Origin of the sequence: Thiomicrospira aerophila AL3 (genome assembly GCF_000227665.2) — a bacterium.
In the GTDB taxonomy this organism is placed as follows: Bacteria; Pseudomonadota; Gammaproteobacteria; order Thiomicrospirales; family Thiomicrospiraceae; genus Thiomicrospira; species Thiomicrospira aerophila.
In genome coordinates this window covers 1,231,001-1,251,761 of record NZ_CP007030.1, presented here as the reverse complement: position 1 = coordinate 1,251,761, position 20,761 = coordinate 1,231,001, and the positions used below count along the sequence as shown (strand labels likewise).

Sequence of the window (20,761 nt, the reverse complement as noted above, 5' to 3'; positions counted from 1 at the left end):
GGGTAAACACATGATTTTAAAATATTCAGTAGATAAGCTGCTCTACCAGAGACAGTCTAGTGATTGTTTTTGGGCAAATCTTCAGCCAGATGAAAATGCATTAACTCAAATGAATGAGATTAAGATGCTGGTTCGAAAAACTATCCGTAATGCATTTAGAACTTTCCAAGAGAAGGCCGAAGAAAAAGGCCTTAGCGCACTAACTGAAGAATATGGCATTTCTTTAGAAAGTCTTGCTGCCACTGGCAATGTTGATGACGCGATTAATGCATTAAAAAAAGTGAAGCCTAAGTTTTGTTCTCAAGGCTCTAGCGTATATAAAACACTCAACAAGCCAGCTCATACACCACCGCAACAAATGGATGTCGATGATGGTACTTATTTACCGATGACAATCATTGAAGAAACGGGACCAATTATAGCCAAAGAAGCTTTTTTCAAAATTGTTGACTCAGCCTTGCAGCAGTTATGTCAAGAGAATAGAGATTGGAAATTTATCAACAATAAACCAACGTGCGCGCGAATTATTGTTAGCACAGATATGCATATTGACGTTCCTCTTTATGCTATTCCAGAAGGGGAGTATGCCACTCTTACGGAGGTGTACGATAGTTCATCTTACAGCCTTGAGGCGCTTGCTACAAAGGAACAGGAGGTTATATTAGACCCTGATCAAGTTTATCTAGCAATGAGAAATGAAGAGCACTGGAAGCAGTCTGATCCAAGGGAAATCTCTGAATGGTTTAAGAGTGAAGTTAAATTACATGGTGAGGGATTGCGAAGAGTTTGTCGTTACTTAAAAGCATGGCGTGACCACACATGGGAAGATGGGGGAGGACCCAGCTCTATTTCACTAATGGCTTGTGCAGTAAATACTTACAATGACCCTCAGAATAGCAGTGGATTTGCAGGTGATTCAGAAGCGTTATTGGCGGTAGTTACTGCTTTGCCAACACAATTGAACGAAGGGGTTTATTTAATGACCAAAAACGAAATGCTTTACCCTAGGGAAAGTGATCAAAAAAACCATTCCGAAATTGTTAGCCAGGCTGAAAAATTAAAAACCAACATTCGCCGGTCTTTGTTGTCCGCTGAGAGCCAAGAAGAGTGTGTGTCGGGTTTCATGGCAATCTTTGGTTCACGCTTTCCCTATGATACTGAAAGCGTTGAAAGCATTGCCAACCAAGTTAGAGGCACATCTGCAATGGCGCAACCCTCACCCGAAACTGAGATGAAGCCAAATTTTTCGGCGGGCTAATGGACGACTTTAAGTATCGAATTATCCATAAGGCACTTTGTGATAACGGCTATAGACGAGTGGGGGTTATCCTAGGGACTCCAAAAGTAAGTTATCAAGCAGGGATAATTCATGCTGGAAAAGAATTCAAAATTGAAATCCAAGTTGATTTCGAAACTGTTTGTGAGTTTATAAAGCTTCCTGATGTTTTCATACTCGAACTTCCGGAAGGTGTTCCAAAAAGAATGCCGCACATAGAAGCCAATCAGCGGCTATGCTATCTGGACAAGGATGCTTATTATCTAGATCCATTTAAGCCACAAGAGTCATTAAATCTACTGCTAAAACAAATAAATCAAGTGTTAAAAGAAATTGCAACATTGGAACCTTCAGAGGTAGCTCATGAGCATGCGTTTGAGTTTACAGCTTATTGGGGGGCTTCAGATCGAGTATTCCTGGCTTCACTTGATGAGCAGGGCTTGGTTTATAAATATAAGCGTTTGAATTTTCATAAAAATCAAACCGTAACGGAATGGGTTTACCTTTCAAGAGACGACCTTCCGTTTAAAAGTTCATGGTTGAGCTCAGTACCAGGTCTTAGCGAACAAAGCTCAAAGCCAACAAATGGCGTGTTTGTTAAGAGCGAGAAAGACCCTCTTATCGAAAAAGGCATTAAATGGCCCCCTCAAGATTTTAAAGAGTTTTTTACTTGGTTTCGACGTACAGATTCGAATGCCGCCAAAACCCTTCTGGATTTGGTCAAAAAGACTTTTAAGCAAAGAATGTTATTTGTCTTTGTACAGTTCAATGGTGAACACACTATTGGATTTACGTTGTCTAAGACAGATTATGGCAACTTAGCAATAACACCGTCTATACACCAGGATAAATCAGATAGGTTTTTGAAAGCGCTATATTCTAAAAGAATGATTGAGCCAATCCTTCGATTGGTTTGTGAGAATGCTAGCCAAGAGTTCGTGCTAAAGCGTAACAATCAATTTACTCTAAAAGGCAAAAAAATTATCCTTATAGGTTGCGGCACTATAGGCGGGTATCTTGCACATTCACTTGTTCAGAACGGTGCTGGTTATGGGCAAGGAAAATTAACTTTATATGATCCAGATGAATACTCGTCGGCAAACATTGGTAGGCATATTCTTGGCGGCAATTACCTTAGACAGATGAAATCTTATGCAATGAAAGAGTTTCTTTTAAGGGATTACTATAGTTATGGCTTCAATATTCATGCAAAAGAACAGTTTGACCATAACGACATTTATTCAACCAGCGGCTACGACTTGATTATTGATGCAACTGGCGATCGTCAGTTTTCGACACTTTTAAGCAAAAGCTGGCACCAGGCAAAGGGTAGGTCGCCTTTACTCATTCATGGGTGGATCGATGCTGCTGGCGGTGCGGCAAGAGCACTTCTGGATGATGATAAAAAAGCATGTTTTTACTGTGTCACAAGCGGAACCGAAGAGGGTGGTGAGCGATTCAAGCTTTTCAAAAAAGGGGCAGAACCAAGCGTAATCAGGAAAAGTTGCGCAGGCTCAAGTTACTTTGAGTTTTCTTCAAACGCGTCAATGACAGCCGCAGCTTTAATATTGGATAAGGCCATTAAAGGTTTGCATAAAACCAAACAGTACAGGTTTAATCACGTTACTCTTTCTGACGATATTCATCATACAAAAAACCAAGACCCAGAACGTTTAAAAAGGTGTCCCTGTTGTCAGACTTGATTTTTTTGTTCAATAAAAACTCATATTTATTAATACCTAAAAAGTTAATGGATTCACTAGAACAGTACCGGCAAGAACCTTCGAGCGCAACTGAGAAAGGTGGTGTATTAATTGGCCTCTATCGCACCCCTCATATTGAGGTTACTCAATTTACTACCCCAAAGCCTGAAGACATATGCAAGCGAAACTCCTTTACCAGATACTCGAAAAGCCATATTGAAACGGTAATGCACTCATGGCAAAACTCAAACAGCACAGAAACATATTTGGGGGAGTGGCACACTCACCCGGAGAAAGATGCTTATCCATCATCTTTTGATCTGAACGAATGGCGCAAAAACCTTCCAAGAGATAGAACGAAAGTTTTAATCATAATTGGGCAAAATAACAATTGGTACGGTGTGTGGGATGAGGGAGTTATTAAAAGCCTGAATCCTATATTTGCAAGCTGAAAGTATTGAAAATCAAGCAAGAACTGTGACGAGTTGGGAGTCTTTTGGTTTTTTTAATCCACCTCTAATTGAACGGAAATACCTTCTTGTGGAATATTTTCGAAATGACACATATTTTTAAACGCAATTGTGCTTTACCCCTTAGCTTTTACAAGCCCTTACGGATAGGGCCTATCCCCTAGGCCCCCCATCCCTTGAACCCCATCCCTTTTAAATTTCCCTTCGTCAACTTCCTTTTACGACCGCCCTCGGTCGTGCTTTGACCCTTATCCATTACAAGCCCTTAAACCAAAAAATAGTTTTTGTTTTTCGGATTTCTGAAACAGGTTCAATCCATTGATTTAATGGAGTTCTTTTAAACCGGGATAGGGAATTAGAAATGCTCAAAATTATGTATGTATATTGCAATCAGCTTGATCACGAAGTTGAGGTGTCTCACCTGAATGGTAGCTTCACGGACTTTGAAGACTTTAAGCTGAGGGGGCATGCTTTTATTGGTGGATTGTTTTTTAATGACATCTTAGAATTTAGTCTTAAAAACCTATCAGCAGAAGCTTTCAAAACAGTTGAGTATGTTATGGATGGTGCAGTGATAGCCACTCAGAAGGAGTGCCAACTTTCAGCAGACTACGTTCTTGTTCAAGAAGGTACGGTCGCACTTGTATCATTCAGGCTTGATGTTGCAACGGACTCCCAAAAAGATATTGATGATTCAATCGATTATATGATTTCCCCACCTAATTGGAGGTCATCGGTAAATCTTGAAAAGCGGGTACATGTCACAAAACACAATTTACCAATGTTCATTTAATCCACAAATTCTGTGGATTAAATTCGCTTTCAGTAATGAACCAAGCGCCTAGCGCCTTAAGTTTCGGTGCATTCTTACATGAGTGCTTAAAATTTAGGCAGTCAATATTTGTTTGATTAAGTTGTTAAAATTATTGGCGTGTCGATCACTTTCTTGGTATTATTAAGTGGCAGATGTAGCCGACGTATTAAAAGTACGACATCCCATTACCAAATTTCAAAATTTGGTCTGGCATAGCCGGTAAAGATGTTCGGAATACTCAAAACTAAGTTTTGAGCGAAACCCGCCCAAGCGGGTTTTGTTATTTATAACCCCTTGGTTTAGGCGGTTTTTTGTTTAATCTCACATTTTTAAGAATTGCTTCAAAATTGACCTTCATCTTTTTTGGGTCTTCTAGATTGTCATTAAGATAGGCACTGCTTATGTGCATCCTTAACTTTTTCTTTTCCGTAAACACATTGAATGCAATCTTGTATTGATGCTTTTCACCAGACTTGGTTTGGTATGTGAAAACGGCATAGTTGTCATATCCAGCATAACCAATTATGCAATCCTCACGCTGGTGGAGTTCTTCAATGATTTTACGCATGTTCTTCGAGTAATTGTACCTTTCAAAATTAAATGGTCTGGATTCCTTTGGGGCGTGATACAACAGGCCTTGACGCTCATCATCTGTGTAGTGATCATAATCTTTTGCAAAACAATGAAAACTGTAGGTCACTATTACTTTGTAATGTCTCTGCGGATCATCTAAGTCAAACTTATACTCTACAAAGTGCGCATCCAAGTGATCCAAATGATATACCTCACCATTGTATTGAAAAGGTTTCCACTCCTTAACTTCTGAAATTTGTCCAATACCTTTGGTCAATATTATTCCCCATTCGATTTTAACAATGAAAGCTCTCTAAACAGAGTTGCCCTTGATACATTAAGCTGTTTGGCAATTTCTTGAACATTAAGCTTATTATTTGGCTTGTCAAGCAAAGCCTTTGCCATTTCAACCTGAAGCCTAGTAAGTTTTTTTTTACGACCACCAAGGCGGCCTCTTGATCTAGCTGCTTTTAATCCAGCCATTGTGCGCTCTTTAATAATGTTACGTTCAAACTCAGCAAGCGCACCGAAAATATGAAACATCAGTTTTCCGGCAGGGGTGGTTGTGTCAATATGATCTGTGATAGACCTAAACCCAACTTGTTTTGACTCAAGTTCATTAATAAGGTTTATCAAATCCTTTAGCGACCGGCTAAGGCGATCTAGTTTCCAAACAACTAATTCATCACCAGGCCTGATTGCTTTGAGCAGATTCATTAATTCTGGTCGATCAGATTTAGAGCCTGATCCAGTCTCTTGATAAATGATTTCGCAACCGGCTAAGTTGAGCGCATCCAATTGAAGACTTAAATCTTGATGTAGTGTTGAAACTCGCGCATAGCCAATTTTCATATTTGAACCTCGAATCTAGTCTCAAAACTCTTTAATAATTTTATTTTTGATACTTTGATTATGATATTGTGTTTTGAGATAGTAAACAATGGATTTCACCGATGTTGTGGCAGATATGAAACCCTGTCTCAAAAACAAGCGTTTTTGAGACAGGGTGTTTAAAACAAACATTTAAAAAGGTTTATGAGAAGAAGGAGGGTGGCCATTGCTGGCCACCACTTACTCACTATGTCACATGCTACTTGTTATGAAGCAACAGGTGCGTATAATAGTAAAGCAAGGATTATGAAGCAAAGTGCTGTTTTGCTCATAAGACCTCCATGAATGCGGCATCGAAAGGTGCCGTTTCCTATTTTGGCTCTATGCCAACTTTTGGCTGACAGCCCAGCCTAAAACCCAAACCCTGTCATCCCCATTCCAGCGATAACCTAGCTGCTTAACAACACCAACTTTAAACTTAAAATCTGCATTGTTAGCGCCTTTGACGGTAACAGTATTGGCCATAGCCTCCGATTGCCGCCATTTATTGGTTTTGGGTATCTGAATCATGCCTATCGATTTTAAGAAATCGATTTGCTGATCCGTGATTTCATCAAAGCTGATAATAAAAGCACCTGATGGTTTTTTAGTTTCAGATTTGAGTGAAAAACTGTATTGATTTTGGTTTTTGTAGCTGACTGATTTTGAGTTTTGGGTGAGCAATGCACCAAAAAACTCAATTATTGTCTCAACTACACATACTAATAGTTGAACCAAGCGTTCTGATTTGGATTGTAATGAATGTCTCATGATCAATATCCTCTTTTAAAAAAAGGGGATATACCGAACCCCACAGGGATGATGTATCCCCATGGGGTTAAAATTGAATTGTAAGCAGTGACTGCACGATCCAAGGGATCGTTACCGGCTAAAGCAGTCGAGGGCCGGTGATGGGTGCTTGCAATGCAAGCCTAAGCTCCACAACGTGGATATTTCCTAAAATTATACCAGACAAAACTATCCTCTTTGAAATGACACCTTTACTCTAGGTTACGTTAGATTGATTAGTTTTAATTGAAGCATAAGTTAAATAGGATTATTATAATATTGACCCAAAGTAGAAGTTATTCCATCAAACTGACTAATAGGCAAGTGACCATGAAAATACTAATCTTGTTAACCAAAATACTGGCCATTTTTATAGCGGGCCTGGTAGCTATTTGGTTCTTTTATGATTACCTGTTGTTTGCCATTTTTTCAGTGATCGCAATTTTATATGTGATGTTTCAAGGGGAAGGTCGTTCTAGCTCGAAAAGCTACCAACGCAATATTGAAAACGAAGAGCTTGAGTTGAACAGTTTTCCAGCATTACCTGACTATAACAATTACGATAACTACATGAAATGGGAAAACTCCCAACGTCAAGATTAATAAATTGGACGCATTTTCTGCAATCGCCACCCCAGCATCGATCCTGACAGTTTCAAAAACACAGGTGCGTTCCTTAAGTCATTGTAAAAGTCATTTTGATCTCGAAAACAAGATGCCCCAATACATCAAGCCATTTAAATTAACCGGGCTAAATACCGGTTAATTTAAATTCTTTTTCCTGCAACTGTCTTACCAGCAACATTAGATTCACCAAATTGTGCAACACTTCTAGCACCAGCCACTGCCAAATACGCAACAAACACGCCCGGTATTACCAGATAAGAAAATACCATAACAATCTCAAAAATAGCATGACCCAATAAGCTTCCTCCTGCTCCTGGCAACAGACCAGGTGAGGGTACATCAGAAATAGATGAGACGCCATAAATGTAAGGGATAAGCTTTGCTTTTATGGTATCGAGTATGTGCCACAGTATCTCAAAAGAATAAACAGTCATCACATAGACAGTTGTTTTGAGTGCAACAGAAATATTCATCCCGCCTATTAGGATCACAATCATTGATCCAAAAATAACGACCAACTTTAAAAGCGCATGTGTAATTTCTAAAAATGGTGGTAATGCCATATAAAGAATTTTTGAGAACATGTAGCCTAAAGAAGCCGAGCCTGTAAATAATTCTGTGTAAACGCTCGTTGGGTTAAACATATGCTTGCAAGCGTTCTTCATGCAGAATCATAAACTGGTTCATTGCTGCATTCCAGTCACGAATTGGCATCGTCCATTTCTTTGAGGCTGATTCAATCGCCAGAAAGATGATTTTAAAGGCCGAATTGTCATGACTGAATAGTTTGCGATTTTTAATCGCCTTGCGAATCACTGAGTTCAAGGATTCAATGGCATTGGTGGTGTAAATCACCTTACGAATCGCCTGCGAGTATTGGAATACCGTGGCGATATTGTCCCAATGATTGCGCCAGGAACGGCTGATACTGGGGAATTTGGCATCCCATTTCGTCTCGAACTGCTCCAGCGCCAATAGAGCCTCTTCCTCTGTAACGGATTGGTAAATCTGCTTGAGGTCAGTGGCTACCGCCTTGCGCTCTTTGTAGCCGACGTATTTGAGTGAATTGCGCACCATGTGAACAATACACAGTTGCACATCGGTTTTAGGGTACACAGCACTAATCGCTTCGGGAAAACCGGTTAAACCGTCGACCGAGGCGATAAGAATGTCTTTCACGCCACGGGCGTGAATGTCATTCAATACGCTTAACCAGAACTTGGAAGATTCGGTTTCTGACAGCCATAGCCCTAAGCATTCTTTTTGACCAGAGAGGTTGATGCCGAGTGCGACGTACATGGTTTTTCTGACGATCTGCTTGTCTTGACGGACTTTGATCACAATGCCGTCGAGATAGAGCACCGGATAAACCTCATCGAGCGGACGGGAACGCCAAAGGGTGACCTTTTCCATCACCGCTTCGGTGACTTTTGAGATGAGTGTGGGCGAAACCTCCGCGCCATACATCTCTTGAAAGGTCGCGACGATATCACGGGTGGTCATGCCTTTGGCATAGAGGGCGAGAATTTGGTCATCCATGCTGGTCAAGCGCGTCTGACCCTTTTTCACCATAACGGGCTCAAAGGTGCTTTCGCGGTCTCGCGGTACGCTAATATCAACCTCACCATGGTCGCCCTTGAGGGTTTTGGTGGAATAGCCATTACGACTGTTAGCACCCTCGGATGGCTGATGTTTGGCATAGCCTAGGTGAGCTTCCATCTCAGCGCCGAGAGCCGCTTCTACGGTCATTTTGAGCAGTGCGGCGGAAAGTTGAGATAAGTCGGCTTGGGTTTTAACGTCTTTGGCCAGCTCAGCAGCCATGGCTTTAAGTTTTTCTTGATCGAATTGGCTCATAGTATTTTTCCTTTTTGGGGGATTTTAAACTATGAGCGTTTACACAATTTAATTTACAGGCTCAAGAAGCCAGACCTCCAGCAGCGGTTAATCCAACTAAATCAAGCGCCTTATCTACTGTAGATCTATCAGCATCTGTAGCTCTAGTTCGTGTGGTTAGCCTACCCTCATAAGTATTTATGAGCGCACGATGAACAACAGCATCCCTGTATCGTGAGTCGTTAAATCGATCCCTAGCAGATAAACTTAAGTCGTTAAAAACATTAACTCTATCAACGGCACCTTGTCCAAAATCTGAGTTCACAAAAAGCTGATCTCTTAACCCCATATGATCGCTAGGTATTCTGCTTGCTGAAAAACCTAAATCACCGGCGGGGTAAACTGAATCACCACGACCGACCCACCATACATAACAACTAGGGAGGATTGTTTGCGTAGTAGTGCTGCCATCAGGAAGAGTGATATTTTGGATTAAGTCAAATCTGGGTGTAACTCTTGATGCAAACTCATACGGCATATTGTGTTCAGTGTGAGCCATATCAAACATACAATCTGATTCTGAGCAGTATTGATATAAACCTTTACCAAGCAAGTAGTGTTGATTACCTATGTATGATAGGTCAAGATGTGATCTACTTGTGTCTGAATTGAAAACCCATCCACCTTTAGCAGCCTTTTCACCAACAGGTATGTAGCAATGATTTATAAATGCTTCAAGCTCTGTTTTTAAATGATCAGCAACTTTCGCTGTAACAAAGCCCCTCATCAAATTAAGATTATCTGCATCTAACTGATCCAGACTGGCAATATCCTTGTAAGCATTCACAATAGCTTTTGAAATGTGAGTTATGAAATACCAAGCGGGTGGTACGGGAATTGAGCTATTTGTATCAACAACAAACTCTTCGTCGTCAGCATCTTGAATACCGGCTTGTTTCATTTGAAGTTGATGAGTCCACTGACCTGGATTAATAGATGTCGCTTGCATTGGTACAATAAATAAAGCGGCAACCACCACCATCATAATCACATCGCTTGAGGTTCTTCTGGACTCTGCAAGAGAAGCAGCCATCGCATTTTGAGACCGGCGGGTTTCTTGATGATTGTTATAAATCATTACAAAAAATGGTATTGCCAATACACCGATTGATGCAATGAGACCCAGGTAATAATTGTAATGACTCCATGCAAGTGCAGTCATTCCAATTTCAACCATACTATCGCTATACATATACTGACCCCAAGATTAGTTAACTTGGAAGAGCAAAAACCAAACTAATAGGATGATGGAAATAAACATCAATCCAACAGTTTTGGCTGCTTCCGCTAGGCTTGTTTTTCCTTCAACCAAAAGGCCAAAGGTAGAGTTTGTTACAAACATAAACCGAATTGAGAGATATGCAATGACACCACCATGGAGTGCATATTTGTAAGCGTTTGGGTTTCCAGCCAATTCAATAAAGTAATCCATTTGTCACCTATCGATTATCTACTGGAGAGCCGGAAGCACGAGGTTCGCGGTAAATTCGATCAATCAGTTCAGATACCATTTCGCGTTGAATCCTAAATTCCAGCATAGCCATATCGATTTCGCGTTCAAGTAATGAAACACTTTCTTCAATTTCATCTTTCATCGGCGATTTGTAAATGTTACCTTCAGTTAATGAGGTCACTAAGATCCGACGGGCCACCAGTGCCTTGTCAATTTCACGAGTAACAGAATATTGTGAGGTTAGGGCATCTATCAGCTGATCCCGAGTAGGCGAGCTGCCAACTAATTCAATAAGATCAGCGGTTAGAGTAATGCCAGATATTTCATAGTTATTATTGAAAACCCTAACTTTAGCTTGACGCTGTGCGGCGCTGCGGGTCGAAACTAAATCAAGTAACGCGTTATTAAAATCACCTTTGTCTTGCTGTGCTACAGCAATTAACCCAACACCTGGTACATTGTTTTGATTGGTGCCATCCACTAGGTGAATGGTTCGTTCACCAATGACTCGAACTAACCAGTTGTGCAAATCAATAGGAGTTGGAAAGTAGTGGGTTAGCTTTGAGTCGGTAACACTTGTGCCTGATGCAACAGAAGTAACGTCATTTCGGCCTATTGCAAGGTTATACCCTGTCACCGAGCCAATACTATTTACTTCAATAGCATCCTGATTTCGGCCACCCATACGCTGAATGCCCCGACCCGGGTTAGGCAAATAAACACCGTGTTCAGATCCTCGCTCGTGCACATCATCCATTGTTCTTTTGGCATTAGATGTACCCGTGTTTCTAAGCATCGTAAAGCCAGAGAACTCTTCCCACTTTTTAAATGGATTGCCTCCCTGTGCAATTTGGCGCTCCATTTCTTGGCACGTTAATGCAGATACTCTAAATTGCTCTTCAAAGCCTACGATATGGTGCTGCATTAATTGATAAAGTCCAGGGTTTACACGCTGTAGAAGTAGCATTGGGGCGGCCTGCACAGCCGCTGTCGCGCTTTGTTGCACAACATTAAGCGCACCACGCAACTCATCACCTAGATTATTAAAGCTATCGGTTAACGATGCTACAGGATCAAATTTGCCACACGAGTACCCTAGGCCAATATTCGCTTGTGCTCTGATTCTCACAGTTGCTGTAACCGGTGGTTGTGAGCGGGGTAGCCCGGTACCCACCTGATAATAGAACCGCGAGTAACGTCGAGCAGTCAGCGCATCAGTGACGCCATCCCCAACACCTGAAGTTGTTGCACTCTCATATCGTTGTGGCACCTCACCTACAATCGGTAAGATCACATTGTTAGCATAACTCGTTGATGTCAGACCTAGGATTGCGAAAGCAATTAATGACCGTCTCATAGTAAAACCCATACCTTATTAGTTGAACCTATTACATCAAACTCAATCAGCAAATTCTGAAATCCAAAAAAACAAAAAATTTATTTGTAATTCAGCGTGATAATGCTTCATCAGCGATACTCAGGATCTTTGCAAGATCAGCACTGCCATAAATGATGAAGGCATCATTTACAATTGCTGCGGGTACCCGATCTATGCCTAATCTGTATGCGTTTAAATCTTGCTCAAAAGAGGCGGTCAATTTGCTTTGTGTTTTGGGATCACTGAGCAAATCAAGCGCAATACGCTCAGCCTCTTGTTCATTAGCCGGTAAGTTTCTATTAATCTGCTGAACGATTTTTGCGTAGTCATCTAAGTAGATGATATTTATTTCAATTTCATTCGCTAAGGCTTTATTGCTAACAACTAGGGGTTCTTTTAAGAAGAACGTCACCTTTTCAACAGTTTGAGCGATAACCAGGCCTGGTTGAATCGCTAATAACAATATTATCCAACGCAACATACTCACCCCATCTTGCGCCTTGCGCGCATTGTCTCAGCGATTAACTCAGCCGCTTCTAATTCTGAAATCCCATGCTCATCCATCAGTTTTTTCCGAGCCACTTTTTCATCACCCTCCGTCTGAGCAAGTGCCATGGCAATAGCAGGCGGCACATTTCTGAACAATGCCATTTGTGTATCGGACATGACCGCTCCCTCGGTGTACTTACCTGGCTCTTTACGAGCAGCTAATAAAAGGGCCTTTTGATCGGGGCTTAACTGCCTAAACCTTGAGATCTGATCCACCTCTTCACGAGAGGTCGCCATGGTGAGCCACCATTCCATGTTCGTTAGCATCTTTGCAGATACATCTTTAAAGTCAGCTAAGTTCTGCGTGGCCAGCCAGAACCACAGATTGAGCTTACGAGCCATCTTGGTCATATTGGTTACAACTGGCGCAATCATAGGGTTAGTGGTAGTTAAATGGCCTTCATCGGCCAAAACGATAATGGGGCGGCCACTGTACTGATTGGCCTCCGCAATACCAATAACATGATTCAACATTGAAATCACACTGACACCGAGCATGTCTGAATATTGATCTGATACCATCATACCCACGTCAAAAATTGTGACATCGGCATCGGGCCAGGCCTCGCCAGGGCGGTTGAAAAAATCACCTCGCACACCGGAGCAAAACTGCTGCAAGTTATCACTAAACTGGCGCAATCTTGCGCGTCGAGCCGGTTCATATTCTGCTTCATTCTTAGACATTTCTAAAAAAGCTGCTGCAATATCTTCAGGTAGGGTATAGCCGCGTTCACGCGTATTTTTACCCGCTATAAGAATGGCCATCATGATGTCATAACGCTCATGGCGTTTGAGTTCTTCAAGTTCCTTCTCTTCGCCGCCGGTGATCATGGTGACAGCCGCAATGACCATTTCACCTAATTGATCGCGCTGGTCGTCTTCGATTGAGTCATCATGTATTTTGTTTTGAGGTTGCTCTTCACCCTCAGGTACTGACGGTTCATCTTGTTTATCATGTAAAAAGTCATACTTATCGGCATCTGATTCAGTGAAAATCTGGTCGATTTCACGCAATGTAGAGGCTTCAGCAAAGGGGTTTAGGGATACCGGGTTATTGGGTGATACCGTAACTTGATTCACGGATACATCATAGTTTTGTAAATATTGACCTAACAGATAAAAGGATTTCCCTTTCTCAATAATGAATAATTTTGCATCATAGAAAGCAACATATTGAGCGATCAGGAAATTCAGCATGGCTGACTTACCTGATCCAGTTGGCCCAAGGATCAATGAAAAGGCATTCTTCTTACGATCCCTTAAGGGATCAACAGAATAGGGTTCACCGCCACGGTTAAAAAACATAAAACCGGGATTGCCGGTGCCACGCGAGCGGCCATACAGCGGAATGAGTTTGGCCAGATGGCTTGCAAACCATTTTCGTGACCGGCGAATGGAGGGCCTTCTATCGTGTGCCGGATCAAATCCAAATGGAAGCGCTCGCACAAATGAGTCTTGGGCAAGTAAATCCACATCGGGGTTTATTGTCTTTAGTCCGGTTGCATCAATTGTTGCACAAACCTTGCGTACCTTGCGTTTGAGTGCTTTTGGATCATTATCACGAACATAAATGCCCATAAAGCTTTTGATAATGGAGTTACCCCGCGCAATCTGATCACGAGCAACTCTAATCTGTTCACGCAAAATCATGGAGCGGTCATCGTCGCCTATGGTGCCAGAGCGCAAGCGGTCTAACTCGGCTTCAATGGCTTCTTCAGTATTGAAGATGATAGTTTGTGACCAAACACAACCCGGCGGCATTTTATCCCAGAGTGCATAGCGTCTTTCGCCATGCGCAATTTCGGCTGAAAGGTGGCCAACCTTGATGGATTTAACAGCCAAGGGCTGATCGATACCGATAAAGCGCATGGGTTTACCATCAAAATACCAATTACCATCTTCATCACTGAAAGGTCGCTTGCCATTTAATGCAATACGGGCAATGTCATCACTTGTATCATCCATCATGGCCAGAGTACGTTGCATGGCAATTTCATCATCGCTTAGTTGATCATTTGCAAAGGATTTTATTAACTCACGATAAGCTTTGTTTGACTCACAGGCAGGGTAAAAGAAGCGATTTAACCATGTCGTTAAATCAGATACGGGCAGTCTATCAACCTTGATACCGGCGGCTGAAAATCGGTTCTCTAGCTGCTCAACAACGCCTTCAATGGTTTCGCCGGTGTCTTTTTTAGGCACCCAGCGCCAGAGGTATAAACGTACTGATCGAAAACGCGCAAACCATGGGCCGCCTGCTACTTCATGATCGATAAACAAGCCTCGGCCATTATTATCATCAGCCACATCATCAAGATGTTCTTTAAGCACTTCGACCCAGTGTTTTGTAAATGGTTTATCCTTCGCTCTTGCTGAGGGGTAGCTTTCGACTTTGTTTTTGAAGGCACTTAAATCTGTTGTATCCTCCATGGTTATTTGAAGCAACCATGGGCTTTGTGCATCACGCGGAATCGAGTCTTTAATGACGCCCACAACCTTATCTAGCAACTCCTGCATAAACTCTTCTGATCGCGCATCGGCTTCGATAGGCGTAACATCAAATACAGCCCCGACGCTATTTAGGTCAGACATCAATACTTCATTACCCATATCGACACGAGGGTTAACCAAGTCGGTAAAGCTTGGCATAGACTCTAGGTTGGCAATATCCGGCGTTGTGCCTATAGGTGCCAGCCATTGCTTGATAGTCAAAGGTAATTTGTTGGCACCGCTCCAGTGATAATATGTGCCTTTTTCAGTAGGCACAGGATCATCTATCACCTCACCATCTTTGCCGCCCAATCCCATGATTTTATCAATCCATTGCATTACCACTCTCCTTGTAAATGAGTAGGTGCCTCCCCTGGCAAGGCGTAGTGAGGCTGATCAAACAGTGGAAAAGCTGTCGAATAGCCGGGTACCGGCACACCAGACCGTGCAATATAAGGGTACACATACATCACCAATGTAGGATTAGGCAGCCTTGGAAATAACACATCTAGCTCATTCATCGCATCACGGGTGTAATGACTGTAGTTGTAATCAAACAAGGTACGGCCTGGTACTTGGTAAGTCGAAGTGCTTGGCATCGTTGTCTCTGGTGACAAGGGTGCAGCGCGCATCAACTCGCTTGTACTTGGGCCTTCGTTTTGCAGGGTATTAAGCGGAGCATTTGTTGAACAACCCACGCTCAATGCACTCAAAACGCTAATCCATATAACCGTTTTCACTTGCTTTTTCATACCGTACCATCCGTCCTTCTTGGTTATAGTCAAGGTGTATTGCCTCAGAAATTAAAATGTCCACGCGTTGATTAGCGGGTACATAAATCACATCAAAAAACTGCCCCATACGATCAACAAACCATTTTTTGACTTCAGATGCACCGCCAGACAGGGCACTAAACCCAGCTGCTCTGAGTGGATCACCTGTCACTGAACTGGTTACACCACCGGCACTGTTAAGTACATTTGTTGTCTCGGCGGCGGCGTAGGCATTCGCTAATCCCTCAAGAGCACCTAAAGCTGATAGTTGGGTAATGGCTTGAGGCGCATTGGTTATTAAGGTGCCTGGAATACAAGGGTTGCCATTGCGATCTGTGATGTAGCCCAGTCCTTCGTTTTGGTTTTTTGAACGCTGAGTTACAATGCGACCATCCCGAAAAATAAACGTCGCCACATCAATCCGACCTGTTACGCAAGAAAGGTTGAGATCACCGATTGCTGTACCTTCAACAATGGTTCTTTCAAGGCCCGGAAGGGTATGATTGTTGGGCATAATGATGTTGGCACCGGTGCTTACTCTAAAGCGCCATGGATCTGTCAGCTGACCTTGTACTGGTATCTTGCCGACTAAGGCAGTAACACTCCGAGAATCCGCAATGACCGAGCCGTGGGGAATAGTAAATCTTGGATCAATGTTGGTTCGTTGATTACCCGTCAAATCCCTTTCGACCCTTGCCACAGTAGGATTAACTTGATTAACCACGTTTGAGGCTAATAGGTTTACGCCGGTTCCTGATGTTTCAGCTGCTTGTGGATTTGCAATACGTCGCCCTCTAGCATCCACATCTATTCCTGCATCCATTGGAGCCAGCCAGACAATACCATTTGCATCGGCTGCTGATGCAGGTGCTCTCTGAGCATTAGTCGAACCACCTACAAAGTTATTTTGCAGATCCCGGATTACTGGTGGCAGGCTATCACCGATTGTAGAGGGTACTGAGCGATCAGCTAACGCCGCTGGTGGTGTGATTAAACCATCGCCCTCATTCGGCTGGCGAGCGAGACTGTCCGGTGTTGGAAATTGACTCATACTTGGTGGCGATTGAGTTGGTTTTGGTTCACTTTTAAGCTTGGCTATCAAGTTTTTTTGTTCGGTATTTTGCTGCCGAAGTGCATTGATGGTTTCTTGCAACTCATTCATGGTTTGATTAATGTTTTGCACATCAGCCATCACCTTGATCAGATCTTCGCGGGGTGCATCACGATCTACAGGGGCATTGGATACCAAAGGGGGCGAACCAGCCGGTTTTCCATCTACCGTTCTAATATCACCACTCTTGTTTACCGCTGAAAAAACAAACCAACCGGCGACAACTAATAACGAAACAGCCAGAAAGGGCAGTAGTCGATTACGAGGCTTGACCATATCAATAAATCCCCACTAATTTTTCAAAGGGTTCGGTATGGATGATGACAAGAATTGTGGTGGCCTTGTCACCCTGTTCATGACTTAACAAGCGTCCGTGCATGGATGTGGCCGCTTTAAGGGCACCGGGTGTAACAGTGCGAATTAAACGTGGATCAATTTCGATAGGTTGATTGGATATGTTTTCAACTTCGAGTGCGGTGACGTAATGATGTGTTGCTTGCCAGCCAGCGACGGGTGTAACGCGAAGTGAGCGACAGGCTGTAGAGTGGTTAGTACATCTAAAAAAATTCATCATCGGTGTTCTGTTTAACCCCAGCTCACCTATCGCGTAGTTGCTATTAACAAGTCGCTCTGGTGCATAAAGGGCTTGCATGGCATAGCGTGTTAATGCAGGGTAGCTTTCGACAAATCGTTTCCGCTCAGGTTGTGTTGCATCCGTCATGCTAGATGTTTCTGCACGATGAATAATGACTCTGCCTGGCAGCGTATCGACACCTTCCGTAACAGAGCGAACATTAATGATGTAATTAGTTCCTGATTGACCACGTACAATCAAGCGCACATGATCTTGTATGTCATTAGCAAGCGTTAAAAAAAGCTGATTATCGACATAAGTTAATCCATCAAAAAGCGCCATGGCTTGTGCAGGAAGGCCTACTTGTATCTTTTCAGGGAACTCTATTGCACGTTCTTGCCCAGCCTGTAATAAAACATCAATTGGCTGATTGTTAAAAACGATTCTCTCAGGACTCGTTGCATGAGCCGCTGCTGAAAATCCAAGCATGATGAATAAAAAGAGTGTCTTCATTTTTTATCTACCTGTATGGTGGTGATCTCATTAACAGCTTCATAGTCAAGTTTGAGACCCCAAGGGTTAAACTCAGTGTTGTCCGGCTCATAAATAACAATAATCGGCACACGCACATTAATATCTCGAAGCAGAAAGGGCGCTTGATTATTACCTCGGGTAGTTCTCTGATAGTCCTTAATATTGACATCTAACCAAACTTGCCAGCGACCTGGACTGAGCACTTGAACACAATCGCGGTGATAGAAGCCACAATGGTTCTCAGCTGTATAACCGCCCATTGGTGCAACGACGCGTTGGCGGCCTTGCAATTCATTACGTTTTAAACGTTCTTGATAGTCGCTGTATTTTTGCGTGATATATCGCCGTGTCATAAGTGCGCTATAGCGCCCCAAGTTGTCGCTGTACTCTTCTTGAGCATTGCTATTCCATGTATGCACCAGTTGATTGATAGTGCCTGCAAACGCATAGACTTCCCATGGATTGATTTCACCCGCTGTAACTTGAGCGCCGTAGCGTAAATCAGGTGGCAAGCTCAGCCTTTGTGCCGGAGGTGTTTGTGCTTGCACTAACACGATAATTAGTAGTACAACAACGAGTATGCTCACACCAATTAAGCCAAAGCGGAGAGTATTGATATGCGAACTCGCATCTTTCATACGATTTTTAAACATAGCCTAAACCTAGAATTATTTGTTTTGAGTGAAGGGTTTACGATTAATCGAAAAGTGGCGAGCACCGTAAATAAACTTGGGTTTCAGCCCACTAGCTTTTTGACTTAACTTGATAGAGATCCATTGCAGTACATAACCTTGTGGCTTATCCCTTTTTATTGTGAGCAGAGATACCGAACCCATCCATACCCCTAACCCCAAGGAAATCAGGGTAATAACAATGGCGGGTATCAAGGCGTATGAAGGTACAAAAATCAGGCCTATGATTAGGCCTGTTACAAAACCCGATCCACCGAAAAACTTCACCAGCATGAGCAGTTCGTCCATTGTTGCGCCTTTTATGACGCGTGGATCTCGGTCGAGTACAGCGGCCACTAGATCAGTTTCAGGTAGATGAGCCATTGTTATGCACCTCTTAAGCTGCCGCCATAGTTGTACATGATCATGCCCATGACAACGACCACGGCCACTACGATGATCCCTACAATTGCAGTAGTCATAAAGTTACCCATCTTGTAGCTTTTGGACTCATTATCATCTTGTAATTTTTGAAATCCTGTCCACAGCGCAAAGGTGTAACCTAGAGCCGCACCAGCCATAGCGATAGCTGAGAGGATCTGAATAACCCAACCCATGATGCTGGTCAGCATGTTATCCATACCATCACTTTCATCAACAATGCTGCCAACATTAATGCCTGGTGCAGCGGGTACGCTACTGGCCATAACAGGGTCAGCAACCATTGCCATACCAATAGCTAATCCAAACACACCTACACCTAATAGCTGTTCTTTAGACGCTGTTAACTTGGTTATCATTTTTTTCATAGTCTTTATCTCTCGTAAGTTGACAAAAATTAACGGCGATAATCGCCAATAAGGGGTTCAATAACACGCGGCTGACTAGATGGGTCATTCAAATGGTTTCTGATACCGGAAGACATTTTTCCCAGATCGTGTCTGAGCCAGTCATATCGAAACTTGATTCGCTGATCAGGGTTTTGCTGCGCTTGTGCAGCCCTAATCAACGATTCAGTTTGTTCAATATGAGCAAGCACATCTAATAAAGCGCGTCGCTCTGCTGCCTGGCTACTAAAAGCCGGTTCGTAACTAACAGATATAGGCATTACAAAATCTTGCGATAACTCAATTACCTCTGGAGCTTCAACTACCGCAACGCCCTGACTAGGTTGTGCTGATGTAACTTTGTACCAGTATTCACTATCTGAATCGTCGATTCGTGTTTGTGCCGTCTGACATCCTGAGAGTATCGAAATGGCTGATGCCATCAATATCACTTTCTTCATAAACTTGTTATCCCATTCATAATCAAAAAGTTCGTGATTGATTATGACAAATGAACTAACAAAGACTCGATTTCTAAAAATCAAAAAAAATTTTTTGTAATTTAGTGAGTGAAATTTAAAAAGACTGGCTAGTTAAGGGAGTAAAAACAGGCGTGTTACTCATTTGAGTATGGTCGTTCATAGCGTAATAGGCAGGTGTTGAAAAACACTAAGATCGTTTTTGCGGATTTTTGGAGCAGGTCAAAAAATCCGCAAAAAACTATTAAAGATATTTTTTGAAATAGGTTGCAGCTAACCAGACCGTGTACCCAAACGGCAACGCAAACACTAGAACAAAAATAGAGGGGTGAATACTCCAGGGTGCGGATATGTAGAGCATGACTGGCAAATAAAGAAATAATGAAATCCACTTGCGAGCATGATGATAGACAAAAGAGGTCTCACGACCGCCGCCCCAAGTACGCAGATCTCGCTCAACTAGGCCATCTACAAGTGCAAAAAGACCAAACAAAAACAAGGCTGGCAGCGATAACAGGATGACCGCCAGGCGCACAGCGGTTAGCTCAATGATGTAAATCATGGCCAAGCCATAATCATAAAAAACGGATCCTTGAAACTTTAAAACCAGCCACTCTAAACCGGTAAACTTCACCAAATAAAAATAGGCGTACTCAGTAAAGAGCGTTACAACGGATAGCGGTGTAATCATGGCAGCTTTAAAATCACTACTGACCCATGATATTTCCCGATCAAGCATCATCTTGGCATGTTCTGATCCTGGTAAAGTCCACCAGTTAAAAAACATGCCCACCCATTCAAAAATAATGGATAAGAATAGGGCACCAATGATGGCTCCAATCATGCCAAAAAACAGTCCTACAATTGCTCCAAAAAAGGATACTTTTTCCTGTTGTGCGGCCATCGG

At 42.6% G+C, this 20,761-nt stretch carries 23 protein-coding genes; 5 read left to right on the top strand and 18 right to left on the bottom strand.

From position 1 onward, the window contains the following. Window positions 1-10 precede the first annotated feature (10 nt). From THIAE_RS06090 to THIAE_RS06075, 4 genes are all read left to right on the top strand, one after another. Window positions 11-1,258: a CBASS cGAMP synthase gene (locus tag THIAE_RS06090; RefSeq protein WP_006459400.1), complete on the top strand. Its 1,248-nt coding sequence runs from the start codon at window positions 11-13 to the stop codon at window positions 1,256-1,258. Beyond that, window positions 1,258-2,979: a ThiF family adenylyltransferase gene (locus THIAE_RS06085; RefSeq protein WP_006459399.1), complete on the top strand. Its 1,722-nt coding sequence runs from the start codon at window positions 1,258-1,260 to the stop codon at window positions 2,977-2,979. Before THIAE_RS06090 ends, THIAE_RS06085 begins: the two co-directional genes overlap by 1 nt. Then, window positions 2,967-3,431, top strand: a complete 465-nt coding sequence (locus THIAE_RS10600) for a Mov34/MPN/PAD-1 family protein (protein ID WP_006459398.1) — start codon at window positions 2,967-2,969, stop codon at window positions 3,429-3,431. The genes THIAE_RS06085 and THIAE_RS10600 overlap by 13 nt, the downstream gene beginning before the upstream one ends. 379 nt (window positions 3,432-3,810) lie before the next feature. Beyond that, window positions 3,811-4,242, top strand: a complete 432-nt coding sequence (locus tag THIAE_RS06075) for a hypothetical protein (protein WP_006459397.1) — start codon at window positions 3,811-3,813, stop codon at window positions 4,240-4,242. A 301-nt stretch (window positions 4,243-4,543) separates the two neighbouring features. Here the strand turns inward: THIAE_RS06075 and THIAE_RS06070 are convergent, their stop codons facing one another. The 3 genes from THIAE_RS06070 to THIAE_RS06060 all read right to left on the bottom strand — a co-directional run bounded on the left by THIAE_RS06070 (window position 4,544) and on the right by THIAE_RS06060 (window position 6,444). Further along, window positions 4,544-5,113, bottom strand: coding sequence for a hypothetical protein (locus tag THIAE_RS06070; RefSeq protein WP_006459396.1), 570 nt, complete (start codon window positions 5,111-5,113; stop codon window positions 4,544-4,546). Between the two features lie 2 nt (window positions 5,114-5,115). Beyond that, a complete protein-coding gene (locus tag THIAE_RS06065; protein ID WP_006459394.1) occupies window positions 5,116-5,688 on the bottom strand; it encodes a recombinase family protein in 573 nt (190 codons plus the stop codon). Between the two features lie 360 nt (window positions 5,689-6,048). Beyond that, on the bottom strand, window positions 6,049-6,444 hold the full coding sequence (locus THIAE_RS06060) for a hypothetical protein (protein WP_162147030.1): 396 nt from the start codon (window positions 6,442-6,444) through the stop codon (window positions 6,049-6,051). Window positions 6,445-6,825: 381 nt separating this feature from the next. Between THIAE_RS06060 and THIAE_RS06055 the strand changes: the two genes are divergently transcribed. Beyond that, entirely contained in the window at window positions 6,826-7,098 is a 273-nt protein-coding gene (locus THIAE_RS06055; protein WP_006459392.1) for a hypothetical protein, read from the top strand. A 164-nt stretch (window positions 7,099-7,262) separates the two neighbouring features. Here the strand turns inward: THIAE_RS06055 and THIAE_RS06050 are convergent, their stop codons facing one another. From THIAE_RS06050 to THIAE_RS05980, 15 genes are all read right to left on the bottom strand, one after another. Further along, window positions 7,263-7,766 carry a hypothetical protein gene (locus THIAE_RS06050; RefSeq protein ID WP_006459391.1) on the bottom strand — a complete coding sequence of 168 codons (504 nt, stop codon included), beginning with the start codon at window positions 7,764-7,766 and terminating at the stop codon, window positions 7,263-7,265. Continuing rightward, window positions 7,759-8,976, bottom strand: coding sequence for an IS256 family transposase (locus THIAE_RS06045; RefSeq protein WP_006461071.1), 1,218 nt, complete (start codon window positions 8,974-8,976; stop codon window positions 7,759-7,761). Before THIAE_RS06045 ends, THIAE_RS06050 begins: the two co-directional genes overlap by 8 nt. 61 nt (window positions 8,977-9,037) lie before the next feature. Further along, window positions 9,038-10,192, bottom strand: a complete 1,155-nt coding sequence (locus THIAE_RS06040) for a hypothetical protein (protein ID WP_157868703.1) — start codon at window positions 10,190-10,192, stop codon at window positions 9,038-9,040. A 30-nt stretch (window positions 10,193-10,222) separates the two neighbouring features. Continuing rightward, window positions 10,223-10,447, bottom strand: coding sequence for a hypothetical protein (locus THIAE_RS06035; protein ID WP_006460515.1), 225 nt, complete (start codon window positions 10,445-10,447; stop codon window positions 10,223-10,225). Between the two features lie 7 nt (window positions 10,448-10,454). Next, window positions 10,455-11,825: a hypothetical protein gene (locus THIAE_RS06030; protein WP_025299345.1), complete on the bottom strand. Its 1,371-nt coding sequence runs from the start codon at window positions 11,823-11,825 to the stop codon at window positions 10,455-10,457. A gap of 91 nt (window positions 11,826-11,916) precedes the next feature. Next, window positions 11,917-12,327, bottom strand: a complete 411-nt coding sequence (locus tag THIAE_RS06025) for a DUF1525 domain-containing protein (protein WP_025299344.1) — start codon at window positions 12,325-12,327, stop codon at window positions 11,917-11,919. A 2-nt stretch (window positions 12,328-12,329) separates the two neighbouring features. Further along, window positions 12,330-15,224: a conjugative transfer ATPase gene (locus tag THIAE_RS06020; protein ID WP_006460512.1), complete on the bottom strand. Its 2,895-nt coding sequence runs from the start codon at window positions 15,222-15,224 to the stop codon at window positions 12,330-12,332. After that, window positions 15,224-15,598, bottom strand: coding sequence for a TIGR03751 family conjugal transfer lipoprotein (locus THIAE_RS06015; RefSeq protein WP_239232362.1), 375 nt, complete (start codon window positions 15,596-15,598; stop codon window positions 15,224-15,226). Before THIAE_RS06015 ends, THIAE_RS06020 begins: the two co-directional genes overlap by 1 nt. Window positions 15,599-15,602: 4 nt before the next feature. Beyond that, entirely contained in the window at window positions 15,603-17,045 is a 1,443-nt protein-coding gene (locus THIAE_RS06010) for a TIGR03752 family integrating conjugative element protein (protein ID WP_006460510.1), read from the bottom strand. A 1-nt stretch (window position 17,046) separates the two neighbouring features. Next, the gene (locus THIAE_RS06005) at window positions 17,047-17,856 is read right to left on the bottom strand and encodes a DUF3438 family protein (protein WP_006460509.1); all 810 of its coding nucleotides are present in this window, start codon (window positions 17,854-17,856) and stop codon (window positions 17,047-17,049) included. Then, a complete protein-coding gene (locus THIAE_RS06000; RefSeq protein ID WP_006460508.1) occupies window positions 17,853-18,530 on the bottom strand; it encodes a DUF2895 family protein in 678 nt (225 codons plus the stop codon). Before THIAE_RS06000 ends, THIAE_RS06005 begins: the two co-directional genes overlap by 4 nt. A gap of 15 nt (window positions 18,531-18,545) precedes the next feature. Then, window positions 18,546-18,932 carry a TIGR03750 family conjugal transfer protein gene (locus THIAE_RS05995; protein ID WP_006460507.1) on the bottom strand — a complete coding sequence of 129 codons (387 nt, stop codon included), beginning with the start codon at window positions 18,930-18,932 and terminating at the stop codon, window positions 18,546-18,548. 2 nt (window positions 18,933-18,934) lie between these two features. Continuing rightward, a complete protein-coding gene (locus THIAE_RS05990) occupies window positions 18,935-19,357 on the bottom strand; it encodes a hypothetical protein (RefSeq protein WP_006460506.1) in 423 nt (140 codons plus the stop codon). 29 nt (window positions 19,358-19,386) lie between these two features. Next, entirely contained in the window at window positions 19,387-19,836 is a 450-nt protein-coding gene (locus tag THIAE_RS10910; protein ID WP_006460505.1) for an integrative conjugative element protein, RAQPRD family, read from the bottom strand. Between the two features lie 262 nt (window positions 19,837-20,098). Then, entirely contained in the window at window positions 20,099-20,758 is a 660-nt protein-coding gene (locus tag THIAE_RS05980) for a DUF4400 domain-containing protein (RefSeq protein ID WP_006460504.1), read from the bottom strand. Between the last annotated feature and the right edge of the window lie 3 nt (window positions 20,759-20,761).

Excerpts from the sequence above, each read along its gene's own strand:
- THIAE_RS06090 (WP_006459400.1), top strand. The coding sequence starts at position 11 with ATGATTTTAAAATATTCAGTAGATAAGCTGCTCTACCAGAGACAGTCT.
- THIAE_RS06085 (WP_006459399.1), top strand. The coding sequence starts at position 1,258 with ATGGACGACTTTAAGTATCGAATTATCCATAAGGCACTTTGTGATAAC.
- THIAE_RS06075 (WP_006459397.1), top strand. The coding sequence starts at position 3,811 with ATGCTCAAAATTATGTATGTATATTGCAATCAGCTTGATCACGAAGTT.
- THIAE_RS06065 (WP_006459394.1), bottom strand. The coding sequence starts at position 5,688 with ATGAAAATTGGCTATGCGCGAGTTTCAACACTACATCAAGATTTAAGT.
- THIAE_RS06055 (WP_006459392.1), top strand. The coding sequence starts at position 6,826 with ATGAAAATACTAATCTTGTTAACCAAAATACTGGCCATTTTTATAGCG.
- THIAE_RS06050 (WP_006459391.1), bottom strand. The coding sequence starts at position 7,766 with ATGTTTAACCCAACGAGCGTTTACACAGAATTATTTACAGGCTCGGCT.
- THIAE_RS06045 (WP_006461071.1), bottom strand. The coding sequence starts at position 8,976 with ATGAGCCAATTCGATCAAGAAAAACTTAAAGCCATGGCTGCTGAGCTG.
- THIAE_RS06040 (WP_157868703.1), bottom strand. The coding sequence starts at position 10,192 with ATGGTTGAAATTGGAATGACTGCACTTGCATGGAGTCATTACAATTAT.
- THIAE_RS06035 (WP_006460515.1), bottom strand. The coding sequence starts at position 10,447 with ATGGATTACTTTATTGAATTGGCTGGAAACCCAAACGCTTACAAATAT.
- THIAE_RS06030 (WP_025299345.1), bottom strand. The coding sequence starts at position 11,825 with ATGAGACGGTCATTAATTGCTTTCGCAATCCTAGGTCTGACATCAACG.
- THIAE_RS06025 (WP_025299344.1), bottom strand. The coding sequence starts at position 12,327 with ATGTTGCGTTGGATAATATTGTTATTAGCGATTCAACCAGGCCTGGTT.
- THIAE_RS06020 (WP_006460512.1), bottom strand. The coding sequence starts at position 15,224 with ATGCAATGGATTGATAAAATCATGGGATTGGGCGGCAAAGATGGTGAG.
- THIAE_RS06010 (WP_006460510.1), bottom strand. The coding sequence starts at position 17,045 with ATGGTCAAGCCTCGTAATCGACTACTGCCCTTTCTGGCTGTTTCGTTA.
- THIAE_RS06005 (WP_006460509.1), bottom strand. The coding sequence starts at position 17,856 with ATGAAGACACTCTTTTTATTCATCATGCTTGGATTTTCAGCAGCGGCT.
- THIAE_RS06000 (WP_006460508.1), bottom strand. The coding sequence starts at position 18,530 with ATGTTTAAAAATCGTATGAAAGATGCGAGTTCGCATATCAATACTCTC.
- THIAE_RS05995 (WP_006460507.1), bottom strand. The coding sequence starts at position 18,932 with ATGGCTCATCTACCTGAAACTGATCTAGTGGCCGCTGTACTCGACCGA.
- THIAE_RS05990 (WP_006460506.1), bottom strand. The coding sequence starts at position 19,357 with ATGAAAAAAATGATAACCAAGTTAACAGCGTCTAAAGAACAGCTATTA.
- THIAE_RS10910 (WP_006460505.1), bottom strand. The coding sequence starts at position 19,836 with ATGAAGAAAGTGATATTGATGGCATCAGCCATTTCGATACTCTCAGGA.
- THIAE_RS05980 (WP_006460504.1), bottom strand. The coding sequence starts at position 20,758 with ATGGCCGCACAACAGGAAAAAGTATCCTTTTTTGGAGCAATTGTAGGA.